Source organism: Rhodococcus sp. 05-2256-B1, from assembly GCF_002258465.1.
In the GTDB taxonomy this organism is placed as follows: Bacteria; Actinomycetota; Actinomycetes; order Mycobacteriales; family Mycobacteriaceae; genus Rhodococcoides; species Rhodococcoides fascians.
The window spans coordinates 73,309-86,657 of sequence record NZ_NOZA01000013.1 but is presented as its reverse complement, the minus strand read 5'-3'; the positions used below and the strand labels follow the sequence as shown (position 1 = coordinate 86,657).

Genomic DNA, 13,349 nt, shown 5'->3' with positions numbered 1-13,349 from the left:
GTGCCTGGTCAATCACGCCACGGAACGAAGGTGGGATTCGAGCGTTCTGATCCGTTCCCGGCCTCGGCCGATGTCGTAGCGGGAAGCTCCGTGCGGCAAAGCAAACTCGATGTTCAGTCGACCGCCATACCCATGGACGATGTAAACAGGAAAGGAAAACCCAGCTGGCGCGGGCCGGCAGTCCTCGAGTTTGAGTCCTGCGGGCGATCGCAATGGTGGAACCGTGCCTCCATTGGTGCAACGAACCTCGTTGGGTTCAGGCAACAGCACTGCCATCTTCGCGGCTGTCAGGGCTTCACTTTGGAGGTGGCCGGCGGCGAGATCGATGTGCAATTCCTCATTTAAACTGCGAGCCAGATCCACGATTTCTACGGACTCGGCCGTAGCCCGATAGACGGGGAAGCCGACAATATTTGTTCCCGCGGTGGAATCCACTGCAGGTGTGACGTGAGGCCTGAGGTCCACAATAAAATGGTAGGCGATGTCGGCGAGCCGAACACTTCTCAGATCTGACTCGGTCCGCATGATAGCGGCAGATACTAGGCCGTTTACCGTAACTCCATGGTGACGTCCGAAGTCGATGAGCCCGGTCGTGACTCGCCTGCTCAAACGACAACGCAGTTGGGTCATCGCACGATGTGGCTCGGTATAGCCAGCCGTCGGCGGCCTGTTTAATGCCGACTCTAATGGTTCGTCATTGCCGACATCGGGTGTGTCGATTCCTCTCTCGGAGAACAGCTTTTCCAGCGACTCGGGATAGCCATGAACAACCGCGTCAGGGGTCTTTCCTTCCACAATGTCGGTGTAGAAAGACCACAGATCGCTGAGCAAATCTACAGAATGGCGACCGTCGGCTATGCAGTGGTGGGTTAGTAAAGTCACACTCGCGCAGGCGGAATCGCCGACGACGTGTAGCCCGGAAAGGGCGCGGCCCGCACTGAGGTTCACCCCGCTCAGCGGCTGACCGGGATCCCCTGTGTGCACGCTGAGGCCGGGCAGCGGACCGGATGGTTTGACGATCATATGGTCTCCATCGATCGTCTCCACGTGCGCAGCCAACACAGGATACGAGCGTCGCAATGTCGCAAATGCCGCCGAGAGCCCCGATATGTTCAAATCGCCGCGAGCCCGCACCGAATACCCGATGAAAACTCCCAAGTCGACGTAGAGCGCCTCACTGGGAGCGAGCCCCCGAATAGAGTAATCCACAGTCACCACAAATTCCTGTCACTTAAATTGCTGTTCGATAGGGGACGTGCAGCTCGATGATCACGAGCCCGGCACCACCAGGAGCGTTTCTGATCATGGGATGGCCTCGGGAGATGGCGCGAACGAGCACCAAAACTAGAACTCACGAAGGTTGTCACGTAGATACACCGACGAATATCCCACCCGCGTTCGCCCAATTCGTTGTAAAGCTGGCACGAGGCCGTCGGTAATCTCAGCGATGAATCGGCGGGTGAGCGAGTTCGACCCGGTATAAATCAAGAATCCGTCACCGCCTACCTCGTCGACGATCTCCCCCATGCGCTCCGCTACGTGATCAGGCGTCCCCACCAGTTCGATAGACGGAGCGAGGTAATCAATGGTCAGCTCGCGCAGAGTTTTACCGCTACCGTGCTGCAGGAAGCTCTCCAGTGATGACTGCTCGCCATTGGTTGTCAAGTCTTGCGGAGGTACTTCGTCGAGCGGAAACTGAGAGAAGTCGATGTCGGTGACGAAAGACAGTTGCAAAAGAATGTTTTCGATGGCCCGGTCGCTGGTCATTCTCCGTTTATTCGCGGCCTGAGCCTCATCCATAGTGGCACCGAGTACTGGCATCGCGATGAAGAGAACCTTGATGTCGTCAGGGTCTCGACCGTGTGCCTGCGCCCGGTTACGGACATCGTCACGAAACTCCCGCATCGTCTCCACGGTGTTGACGTTGGCAACAATCGAGTCGGCGTACTTCGCGGCGAAGTCGCGGCCCTTGGGGGATCCGCCAGCTTGGACGAAAACTGGTTGCCCATTGGGTGGGTGCACCGTGTTGAGCGGACCCGCCGAACGGAAATGCTCCCCAGTGTGGTTCACTGCCCGAACAGTGCCGGGCGCAACATAAGTCCCTGACTCGCGGTCACGGACGATGTTGTCTCGATCCCAGGAATTCCATAGATCTCGGACAAGGTCGACGTACTCATGTGCTACCTCGTAGCGCTTGTCGTGCGGCAGCAGACGATCCATGCCGAAGTTGCGCGCGGCCTGATCTTGACCGGTGGTGACGATGTTCCATCCAAAGCGCCCACCAGCGATGTGGTCGACCGTAGAGACAGTGCGTGCCAGCATGTATGGGGGATAGAAGGCCGTCGACATCGTAGCGATTACGCCTATGCGGTCGGTCGCGGCCGCGATCACCGACGCCAACGGCACTGGGTCGTGTTTCGGCACCCACAGGGCGTGTTTCAGGTACGCATCGAAGGATCGCCCGTATGCATCGGGTACCGACACCGTGTCCTCGAACATCATGTAGTCGAATCCTGCGCGCTCTAGCGACTTCGCCATCTCGACATAGAATCGGCCATCCCATGGCTCTTCAGGCGGCGAGAAGTCGCCGGTGAAATCGTTAGCAAAGAAACCGACAAACCAGCCTAGGTGAAATTTTCGTACAGACATCGACGTGCCTCCAAATTTCGTATACGGACGAACTGGGTGGAACGTGAGCGATATAGAATGCACCGAGGACGGAGCAGATCTACCGGCCAGGCAGAAGTCCCACTAATTAGGGTGAGCGAATGGCCGCGATAGCCCCCTCGATGTCTTTGCAGACGATTACGCGAGACCGGGTTGCGGGGGTGATAAATCCTTCGACGGCAGCGTGCTCGATGTAGGAGAGCAAGGGGCGGTAATACTCGTTGTCGTTCAGCAGTACACAGGGTTTATTGTGAAGCCCCAGGTGTGACCACGTAAGGACCTCGAAGAACTCTTCTGCGGTTCCGACACCGCCGGGGAGGGCAATGAATGCGTCACCGAGTTCGGCCATGAGAGCTTTGCGTTGGTGCATGTCATGGACGACGTGTAGTTCTGTCAGTCCATGATGCGCAGCCTCGGGTATCGCAGTGAAGCTCTCAGGGATCACGCCAACGACGGTTCCGCCGGAGTCCAAGGCCGCGTTCGCGAGGGTGCCCATGAGGCCGACTCGGGCGCCACCATAAACGAGGCGCAGCTTCGATCTAGCAATCGCACGCCCCATCCCCTCTGCGAGCTGTCCATATTTGGTCCCGCGCCCTGGCATAGCTCCGCAGAAGACCGTGACGCTCTTGGGGGTCGGGCGGGCCTGTGCCGAGACCGTAGTCGCGGGCATTGGTCGAAGGTTCATCAGTCGAATGACATTCTGTATCCAGGGGCGAGGATCCTGTATGGGTCGAAGCGACGCTTAGCCCGTGCGATGGCCTGCCATCGCGAACCGAAGTGCGTACACCAATCTCCCGGTGACATGGGGACAGCATTGACTGCGTAGGCCACCCCGCCTACATCCCGAGCCTGTTCATAGAGCAGGCGGTTGCTGGCAATCATTCGGGCTTCGGCCCCTGGGGATGCTGTTCGAAGTACGGCCAACATGAAGAATGTGTCGCAGTGAGGAATCGGAATGAACGGTGCGGTGATCGGTGTTGTTGGAATCGGGTAAACCATGATCAGCCCGGAGTTTCCTAGGTCATCCGTCAATGAGGAGCTGGTAGTTTCGATGAACTGCTCGATCTTGTCTGCCGGGATCAGCAGGCTGGCCCATGGATGTGGATAGAACCACTCACCTGTGTGCCGAAGATCAAGCTCCTGATCCGCCATACGGTTGATAAAGTCACCATAATCTACGTCCGAGTTGTATTCGGCGCACGAATCGTATTGGAGCGATGACAACAGCGCATCGTCGTCTGGCCTTCGTGGTGGGGTGAAGTACTTGGCTAGGTCCAGTCGATAACGTAAGTGGCCGTCGGCATCGACACGAATTCGTCCTTGTACATGGTCGAATAGTCTGTTGGACATGGCGCGGAGTTGGTCGCCAAGGAATACGCCGAGGTTGGAATACTGCAATTTGTACTGTCGAACCGACTCGTGAGCAGCGGTCAGACGGATTGTCGCGTTGACGATTACGCCGAATTGACCGAGGCCGCCGCGCACGGCGTCGAAAAGTTCACTGTTCGATACGGCGGAGCATTCCCGAAAATCTCCCGATCCGGTAACTACAGCAAGAGAGTCCACGTTGTCGGTTTGCAAGCCAAAGCCGTGACTCGATCCCCCGAAGCCGCCGACCGAAAGCGTTCCGCCGACGGTGGTCCCGAGATAGTCGGTGAGTACCGGAGGGGTTTGCTGGCGGCTGAGCGTGGCAGCGACCACGTCGCTCCATCGCACACCCGCATCGATCGTGGCCTGCCCCGATCGAACGTCGTGGACGGTGTTGAACCTTTTCATGTCCAGCACGACTCCGCCATCTGCCTGGCATTGCCCGTAAGTCGAGTGTCCGGATCCGCGCACCGCGAGCGATAGGTTCCGCGCCGCGGTGTAGCGCAGGGCTTCCTGCACGTCGGCCACGGTCCGTGGCACGACAACGACGGACGGTTTCGCATGGATGCAGTTTCCGAAATCAGCCCCGGCGGATGTCAGGTGCACGTCGTCGGTGTGCCAGATCCCGCTCATCTGGCGGTCACACCTGGGGCACCGAAGGTTCTTAAAAATATTTCCTGCTGAAGGACGCCGTGCTCGACATACCGGCCACCCATTGATGCCGCCAGTTCGTCGAGCACCTCCGTGGTGAGGTCTCGGTTGGCCAACTCCTCTGGTGTTACGGAATGCGTGGCGCACCAGTCGAGTACACAGTCCAGACCCGCAACCGAGGCTATGAAGTTGTGCTGATCGCCTAGAACCCACGCTTCCGCCAGTTCGGTGAGTAAATTCCTGCCCGTTGAATCTCCCCGTAACATTTGTCGTGCCCTTGCGCACTGCTGGGCAAAGTAGTGTTGCCTATCAGGAATAGGCATAACATTCACGACAGCTGGGAACGGTAGGTTGGATATCGTTTGCGCGAATCGAAGAATGAGCGATATCGAACCGCCCTCCATTACCACCGCTTCGCCGCGATCAACGTACGAGGTCAGTACTTTTATCAGCCGGTCAAAGGCCTCGTCCGGATCGAAGTTGCCCTGATGTATGGTCCGGTTGTCGAGCCAAACGCGGTTGAGCCCTTCCACTTTCGCGTCGAACGCTCGACCACTGGTGACCAGGAGATCGGAGTAACACTGGATACGGTCGGCAACAACAATCGGAGCCGAGTGACTCAATGCCAACTTGCTCGCTTCGGCGCTCTTTCCAATTCCGGTGGCACCGACGATTGCGTATACGCCGGGTTCCCATCGCACCCGATCAAACCTTGCTTGCGTCTGTGCCATGGTTGATTCCTTCATCCCGATTCCTTTCTCTCGCGGGTCGTGCTCAGCCGAGGAAGGAATTGATCGAATTACTCAGGGAACGGGCGTCAAGTCCGTGAATGTGGTCGTGGTCGTCGGGGGTTCCGTAGTGGCGATCTTCCATCTCACGTCGAACGCCCAGGGAGAGCAGCCGATGGGGATGGCTGACGAGACTGGACGAGACTTGGTGCGCCGAGGTGCCTGCCAGATAGGGCTCGACCAACACGACGTTCGGACGGTTCACGGCTTGCACCGCGGCACACAGGCCCGTGGCGTCGAAGGGGCGAATCGTCGCCGCGTAGAGGATGGTTACGTCGAGCATGGAGGTTGCCGACAGCACCGCATCTAAACAGGGCCCGACTGCGAGGACGACTCCGCGGGTGCCGTACTTGATAGGTGTGAACGATGTCCCTCGGACCGCATGGGGGTAACGGTTGACCTGACTCGACAGCCGTAGGTAGACCCGTCCATCGCCTGGTAGCGATTCGAGGAGAAGATCGGCGGCCTCCTGTGGATGGCCTGGCACGTGAACTGTCCAGTTGGGCATCGAATCGATGACGGTGATATCGCCCGGGGTGAAATGGGAGAAGGCGAACTCCGACAAGTCGTAGGAGGCTCCCCAACTGACCAGGACTGCGCCGACATCTTGCTGGGCGAAGTTCAGCTTTATTTGTTCAAGAGGCCGCTCGACGAGAAAGGCGGCGACTGTGTGTACCACGGGTCGCATGCCACACATGGCGAGCCCGCCGGCTACCCCCATCATCAGCTGTTCCCTGATCCCTACGTTGATCACGCGGTTGGGATCTGCGATCGCGGCCGCTTTGAAGAGGTGGGCTCCGATGTCGGCCAGCACAACTACGGCGCGGGGGTCTGTTTCCAATGCACCAGACATGGTCGTTCCGAATGCGGTCCACATGTCAGTGTGGTTGAAGGACTTTGGTTCTTGCGTGTCTGCGGAATTCATGGCGATTCATCTCTGCTGAATGGACGAACGGGCCGATTGCCGAGTCACGGTGGCGACCACCGCGAGCGGTCTGTCGTTGTGATCTCGATTCAGTGCCGCAGCGATCTCCTCATGGTCAGCACCGTTGATGTTGATTGTGTCCCAACCCTCACCGTCGAACCGTTTATCGATTCCATGCGGCCAACCCATACTTGCCGTGCCGTTGTCCAGGACGATGACCGTCAGTTGGTTCAAGCGCGCGCGTCCTGCAAAAGCCATCGCCTCGTGGTTGCTGCCCTCATCGAACTCTCCATCGCCGATGAGCACGAAGACTCTCGGTGCGTGACGATTTTGTATACGGAGTCCCATCGCGACGCCCACTGCGAGCGGCAAGCCATGGCCGAGCGAGCCACCCGACATTTCTACACCCGAGATTTTGGTTCGATCCGGCGCGAAGCCGAGTGGTGAGTTCTTTGTCGCCCAGGTATCGAGGAGCTCTGGTCGGAGGAACCCTTTGGCCGCAAGTACCGCGTAGTAGGCCATCGGGCCGTGACCTTTGGACAGCAAGAAGCGGTCCCTGTCGTCGTCGTCGGGGCTCTCGGGGGATACGTTGAGGATTTCGTCGTAGAGTACCCACAGCACGTCCATCGTCGATGAGGATGAGAACGAGTGCCTTTCGTCTCCCCGCATACGGGAGATCAGAGCAGGCAGATCGTCATAGCTGAATTCGGTTGGCTCTTGTCGCATCGCATTCTCTTCGAAGCGGATAGCAGTAGCTGGGCAGGAACGTGCAGCCGCGCGTACCAGCGAATGGTTGTCTGGGGAAGGTTTGTCCACGAGCAATGTGACTGTGCCGTCGTTACTCTGCTCGAAGACCTCGGGCGCGACGAGCACGCACTGACCGGAGCCGAAACACCTCCGCTCGTTCACGACGACTTTCATGACCGCTCGCTTCTCACCACGTCAGCTGTAGTTCTTCGAGGCCGAGAACAATGCTGGCGGAGCGGAGCCGAACGTCGTGCGAGGGTGAGAGGGCTAGGTCGGGAAAGCGCCTCAGTACCGCCGGCACGGCCGTGCGCAGGGTCATCCGAGCGAGTGAATGCCCAAGACAGAAATGGACGCCATGCCCGAAGGCGAGGTGACCGGCTACTCCCCTGGTGATATCGAGGTCGTCGGGTCTGTCCGTCAGATTGCTGTCGCGATTAGCGGCCAATAGGGACGGGATGACGAAAGATCCTGCCGGAATGGTCACCCCGGCGATTTGCACCTCGGTTACTGCCATGCGCGGTGGCTGCGAATGGGCGACCGACAACCACCGCAATAATTCCTCAATTCCGGAATTGACGCAGTTCGGGTCCTCGATCATCATGGCGGCTTGTTCCGGGTGATGCAAAAGGGCCAGTACACTGAGGCCGATCATGCTTGCTGTGGTCTCGTGTCCACCGAGCATGATCAGACTGATGATGCTGATAAGTTCGTCGGTGCTGAGGTTGTCGCCAATCTTGCGCGCCAGAATTCCCAACAAGTCGTCACCGGGTTGTTCCTGCGCACGGGTAACCAGGGTGGCCATGTATCGACGGTCTTCTCGCTGGGCAACCGCTCGTTGTTCTGCAGATGCCGACAGATCCAGGAGGCGTGCTGTTCGATCTCGCAATTCGTCGCGATCGGCATAGGGCACTCCCAACAGCTCACACAGTACGAGCAAAGAGACTGGTAGCGCGTAACGGTCCATAAGGTCGGCGGGTTGCCCGGCTTGCTCGAGACCATCCAATGCACTGTCCACTATCTCTGCGATGCGCGGCTGCAGGCGACTGAGCCGGTGCACTGAGAACTCCGCAGCAAGGATATGACGCAAGCGGGTGTGGTCGGGGGGATCGAGTCCGATGAGGTTACCGGCGCGCATGGCGGCTAGTTCATCTTCAATCACATCGCCGCCGCTGGGTATTGCGAACATTGGCGTGTGGGCGTTGCTGAACCGGTTTGAGTCTGCGAAGATTCGCCGGACGTCTTCGTAACGGCAGACGAGAAAAGCCGGGGCCCCGTAGAGTTCTCCTACTGGGATAACACCGTCGCGGTCACGGACCTGGGCGAGCTCTTCGGTCGGGTTCAGGCCGTTGCGTCGCATTTCTAAAGGTAAATCAGCCGTTCCGGCCATACCGGAATCCCTTCGATTGTTTGTAGAAGGACGAAGTGGCGCGCCGATGCCGAGGATCGCTGGCGCGTGGATAACTCGGATATCTCAGGCCACCGCTACAGACGCTCGCACGCGATAACCAAGTAGTCGATGCTGCGTTCGCGGAAGCCCTGGAGGAATGGTTCCTCGACACCTGTGCGCAACGCTGCCTGGTTGCGCAGGTCCCAGTACGGGATGGCTTCGTCGGTGTATCGCTGAACGTGATACGGCACCAGACCATTTGCTGCCAGAGTTTGGAAATAAGTACTGCGGGTGTGCATAGCGCACTGATATTCTTCGTCGATCAACCGTGATGCCTCGGAACGCTCAGCAACTACGTCGTTGCGGCACCAGGTGACTGCGACATAGCGGCCGCCGGGGCGCAGCAACCGGGCGAACTCGGTGAACGCCTCCCCTAGGTCGACACACATCGTGGTTTCGTTGGAGACGATGTAATCGAAGGTGTTGTCCTCGAAGGGGGCCTGAACCATGTTTGCGAAGTGGAATTGCACACGGTCCGAGCTCCCGCGTTCACGGGCCAACTTCTCTGCGAACTCGACATGGTGAGCGCAGTAGTTCACCCCGTCTACCCGGCAGCCGAATCGATCAGCGATTGTGAAGGTCGTTCCGCCTCGCCCCGATCCCGCGTCCATGACACGAGAGCTCGGTGAGACCTCCCCTAATGCATCGACGATAAGGTTGATTTCCAGCGACTCCATCCGGTGAAGTTCGCGCAGGATCAGTGACTCCCGCAGCTCCGCAGGTGCAGCGAGTACAGAGTGATCGTAGTCACCGATTCCGTAGTGGTGGTGGTACAAGCCGTCTTCAGTGCCCAGCAGCAGGTTGATATCGTCGGATTTTTTGGCATCCCAGTAGCGGCGCTGCTGTACGTCATGCTGGCCGAGGACTGCCACGTCGAGGTTCGGCATTTCAGGCTCCTTCAAGTTTGTGGTTTCCGGGTGGATGTCTCAGATGCGTTCGGCCGCAATCACTAGGTAGTTCAGTGAACCGTCGCTGTAGCCGCTGAGGAACGCATCCTCAACGCCGGTGCGGAGTTTGCTGTTGTTGCGTAGCTCCCAGTACGGCATAGCTTCGTGTGTGTACTGAGCCACGCGGTACGGAATCAGGCCGTTTGCCGCGAAGGCCTTGAAGTAAGTGCTTCGGCGGTGCATTCGGCATACGTAATGTTCATCGATCTGCCTTGTCGCGTCCGAGCGTGGGTCGACTGCGTCGTTGCGGCACCAGGTGGTCATTACGTAGCGACCGCCCCGTCGCAGTAGGCGGGAGAACTCGGCCATTGCTTCGTACGCGTCGGCGTACATCGTCGTCTCGTTTGAGACCACGAAATCGAAAGTGTGATCAGGAAATGGTGCCTGCAGCATGTTCCCGAGGTGGAATTGAACGCGGCTATCCCAACCGCGTTTGCGTGCGATCTGCTCGGCGAACGCGACGTGATGTTCGCAAAAATTGACGCCGTCGATTCGGCTCTCCGTCGCTCCAGCGAGACGAAAAGATGTTCCCCCGCGACCTGACCCGGCATCCATGCCGCGAGAGTTGGGCGGCAAAGGACCGAGGGCGTCGAGGATCAGTCCGACTTGATCATTCTCCATTCGATGCAACTCTCGCAAAATCGCGTTCTCTCGCTCCTCACCTACGGAATCCAGAATAGAGCGGTCGAAATCGCCAATCGCGTAGTGATGGTGGTAAAGATCATCATCAGCGCCCAGTAGGAGATTGATGTCATCGGTTGTTTTAGCGTCCCAGTGAGCTTTCAACTCACGTTCATAGCTATCGCGCGCATATTGATCTGCCGAGATCATCACAGTCTCCTTCTTCGGTTCTCCCCATCATTTCTGTATCTCAAGTCGACATGTCGAATGAACCATTGCGACCTGCAAGGTCGGCGACTTGATGATGTCTTCGACGCTACTTATCGAAATTAATTGCGGAAATACCTCCACAGCTCTTCGTCGCGAAGCGACAAAACTTTGGCACCGTGCGACAAGTGGGGTCGAAGTCCCCTACGGGGTCCAGTGCAGGTAGGCACCCATCTGCGCCGCCCGTGAGGAGACCATGGAAGCCGCAACCGGCCAACGATCAAGTCCTCGGAGTCGGGCCCTCCAAAGTCGACAACGACTACAGCCACGTCTACCGCGAGAACCCGCAGATCAATCGTCTTATGCCGTGAAGGCGATGCCCCGATCGGCGCGAGTGCGCGCGGACGTGACGGAGTGGCGTGGTAGCTACCGTGGACGGATAGCCGGACCGTCACTACCTCGAGCAAGGTCAAGAATTTTGTCTTGATGAATCCGTCACCCGGTCGTGTACTTGTTGCCCAGCGAGTTCGATCACGTCGACGCGGCGCGCCGGTACGAGAACCTTCGTTCCGGTCTTGACCACTCGGAATTGATCGGTGGATGTGTTCTCGAATTAGCTGGGTTCCGCGTAAAACCTTCTGAATCCCGAAGGCGAGCAACCCTTCAACTCGCGAAATAGCCGAGAAAGTCTCGACTGGTCACTAAGCCCCCACCGCGCACTGATGTCGCCTATCGGTATCTGTTGTAAGCTTGGGTCGATCAAATCGGCAGCGCACCTTTCAATGCGCTCATATGCTATATAAGCGGACAGAGTTCGCTCCTCTCGCTCGAAAGCGCGATGCAGCTGACGAACCGATACATGTAGTTTGCGCGCGAGTAGGTCGGGATTGAGCGTGGGATCAGAAAGATTCTTCTCGATCATCAAGCGCGCCGTCGCTACGAGGCCGGATTGCTGGTCAGGCGGTGCGTGGCCATGGGGCGGGTGCATTCCTTCCCACGCCAGTAATCGAACGGCTGAGATGACATTATGAGCCGTGAACGTGTTCAGCATTCCAATTTCTCTCGAAGTAGAATGTAAAGTATCTGAGAGTATTTTCCCCGTACCTTCAGCGTTTGGCACAACGCGAAGACCTCGACCCGAGGCGGCGTCGAAGTCTTCTCTTGAGCCCACCCTCTGCCGTAACGTGACTACCGCTAAACAGCTGGCACGGGTTACAGTCATTGTATAACTGTAATCGCTATAGTATAGGCCAATGCCTCCACTCTTCAGCGATATTTGGACGCCGTTCTGCGACAGAATTACTTCGCCCGATAAGACGTATTGAATCCTCACGGAGAATCGTGGATCGGCTTCGAGATCAACCTGTCGACGAGTAATTTCTCCTGGTCCGCACCGAATCGACGCTAAGCTGTCCCCATCGACTATTCGCGCAGTGAGTCGTGTCATACACTGTCGTTCAGGCGCGTGACACGCGGTTCCGTACACGGTGTACAGCTCGTGACTACGCTCTTCGCTAGATGCGTGGTCGGAAGTTTTGATCAGAGTTGTGGCATTGCGGTCGTTATGGGCATTGTCTCGGAACCTTTTTGAAGGTTCTCTATCGGTTGCAGCCATTTTCGCCCCCCGGCGCGAATCGTGTTCGGTCTTTAATTTGCTCATGTCCAGAGTCCGGCAGAACCGGCAACATCAACGGCCACAGGCGACGTGCTGTAACGGCTTCGACAGGTCGAGGCGTCGAGGCCGGATGCCCACTCCACGTTACTGCGGCCTGTTGGTGAAGTGATTGGAGTGATCTCTATGTGGTGTAGTCCGCGTTTATTCGAATGTATTCATCGGTGAGGTCGCAACCGAACACTCTCCAGGTGTCGGTGCCGATTCCGAGGTCTACGTTGATCTCGACGGTGGCAGTTGCAAGGTGTTCACGAACCACCTCGACGGTGTCGTGCTGGTCGAGTGACGAGCTCGGATACACATCGATGTCCGCGAATGCGACTCGGATTCTGTCGGGTTCTATGTCCACCTCGTTGCTACATTTTCCGATAGCCATGAGAACTCGACCCCAGTTGGGGTCTTCACCGTGGATCATCGTCTTGACCAAGGGAGAGTTGATGATCGACTTCCCGACCACGCGCGCTTGGCGCTCGCTCGATGCACCCGAGACCGTAGTGACGATCAGCTTGGTCGCACCTTCGCCGTCGCTGGCAATCATTTTCACCAGATCCGTGCACACTTCCTCGAGAGCCTGCTCGAACTCGGTATCGGGTACCGGGCCGGCGGCACCATTGGCGAAGACCGCCGCTGTGTCGCTGGTGGAGGTGTCGGTGTCGATCGAGACCGAGTTGTAGGTGCGGTCGACAACGTCACGAAAGATTCGGTTGAGCGTGTCCTGGGGGACGTCGGCGTCGGTGAAGACAAACGACAGCATGGTCGCCATGTCCGGTTCTATCATCCCGACGCCCTTCGCGATTCCAACGATGGTGCTGGTGCCGACGGCTCGTTCGGAGACCTTGGCGCGGGTGTCGGTGGTCATGATCGCTCGGGCCACCGCGTGCGCGTCGAGTGGTGTTCCCTGGCCGAGCCCGTCGAGTCCGGCGCGGATGGTGTCCATCGGATATTGCACTCCGATGACTCCGGTGGAGGCCATTATCAGGGCATCGGGTTCGATTCCTACGGTTCGTGCGACGGATGCGCGTATCTCGCTGGCGTTGCGGAGCCCTTCCGCGCCGGTCGCGACGTTGGCGTTCTTCGCCAACACGAGGACCCCGCGCGGACTGGTCTGCTCGATCGAGGTCTTGCTCAAGGTGACGCAGGGGCCCGCGAACAGTGACTTCGTGAAAACGACCGACGAGGTGCACGGCCTGTCGGAGATGACCATGGAGAAGTCGTCTTTACCTTCGTCTGCCAGTCCTAAATGGGTTGTCCAGCAGTGAAACCCTTGTGGGGACGCGGCGCTCATGTCTGCCCTTTCTGATCCGTGTGA

At 58.1% G+C, this 13,349-nt stretch carries 12 protein-coding genes; all 12 read right to left on the bottom strand.

Annotated elements, in window-relative coordinates; genetic code table 11:
* Positions 1-12 precede the first annotated feature (12 nt).
* Positions 13-1,215, bottom strand: coding sequence for a phthiocerol/phthiodiolone dimycocerosyl transferase family protein (locus CH285_RS05375; protein ID WP_032365006.1), 1,203 nt, complete (start codon positions 1,213-1,215; stop codon positions 13-15).
* A gap of 129 nt (positions 1,216-1,344) precedes the next feature.
* Positions 1,345-2,649 (bottom strand): NtaA/DmoA family FMN-dependent monooxygenase, encoded by a 1,305-nt coding sequence (locus CH285_RS05370; RefSeq protein ID WP_015586137.1) that lies wholly within the window; start codon positions 2,647-2,649, stop codon positions 1,345-1,347.
* Positions 2,650-2,755: 106 nt separating this feature from the next.
* Positions 2,756-3,337, bottom strand: coding sequence for a TIGR00730 family Rossman fold protein (locus CH285_RS05365; RefSeq protein WP_202902193.1), 582 nt, complete (start codon positions 3,335-3,337; stop codon positions 2,756-2,758).
* Positions 3,338-3,351: 14 nt separating this feature from the next.
* Complete coding sequence (locus CH285_RS05360; RefSeq protein ID WP_032365005.1) at positions 3,352-4,668, bottom strand: FAD-binding protein; 1,317 nt, start codon at positions 4,666-4,668, stop codon at positions 3,352-3,354.
* A complete protein-coding gene (gene fas4, locus CH285_RS05355; protein ID WP_015586134.1) occupies positions 4,665-5,432 on the bottom strand; it encodes an adenylate dimethylallyltransferase Fas4 in 768 nt (255 codons plus the stop codon). The genes CH285_RS05360 and fas4 overlap by 4 nt, the downstream gene beginning before the upstream one ends.
* A 28-nt stretch (positions 5,433-5,460) precedes the next feature.
* Complete coding sequence (locus tag CH285_RS05350) at positions 5,461-6,399, bottom strand: transketolase family protein (RefSeq protein ID WP_015586133.1); 939 nt, start codon at positions 6,397-6,399, stop codon at positions 5,461-5,463.
* 6 nt (positions 6,400-6,405) lie between these two features.
* The gene (locus CH285_RS05345; protein ID WP_080730063.1) at positions 6,406-7,320 is read right to left on the bottom strand and encodes a 4Fe-4S domain-containing protein; all 915 of its coding nucleotides are present in this window, start codon (positions 7,318-7,320) and stop codon (positions 6,406-6,408) included.
* Positions 7,321-7,333: 13 nt separating this feature from the next.
* Positions 7,334-8,533, bottom strand: coding sequence for a cytochrome P450 (locus CH285_RS05340; protein ID WP_015586131.1), 1,200 nt, complete (start codon positions 8,531-8,533; stop codon positions 7,334-7,336).
* 95 nt (positions 8,534-8,628) lie between these two features.
* Positions 8,629-9,480: an SAM-dependent methyltransferase gene (locus CH285_RS05335; protein WP_032365004.1), complete on the bottom strand. Its 852-nt coding sequence runs from the start codon at positions 9,478-9,480 to the stop codon at positions 8,629-8,631.
* Positions 9,481-9,519: 39 nt separating this feature from the next.
* Complete coding sequence (locus CH285_RS05330) at positions 9,520-10,371, bottom strand: SAM-dependent methyltransferase (RefSeq protein ID WP_015586129.1); 852 nt, start codon at positions 10,369-10,371, stop codon at positions 9,520-9,522.
* Positions 10,372-10,981: 610 nt separating this feature from the next.
* The gene (locus CH285_RS28620; RefSeq protein WP_373454721.1) at positions 10,982-11,290 is read right to left on the bottom strand and encodes a helix-turn-helix transcriptional regulator; all 309 of its coding nucleotides are present in this window, start codon (positions 11,288-11,290) and stop codon (positions 10,982-10,984) included.
* A gap of 874 nt (positions 11,291-12,164) precedes the next feature.
* On the bottom strand, positions 12,165-13,325 hold the full coding sequence (gene argJ / locus CH285_RS05320; RefSeq protein WP_032365003.1) for a bifunctional glutamate N-acetyltransferase/amino-acid acetyltransferase ArgJ: 1,161 nt from the start codon (positions 13,323-13,325) through the stop codon (positions 12,165-12,167).
* Positions 13,326-13,349 lie beyond the last annotated feature (24 nt).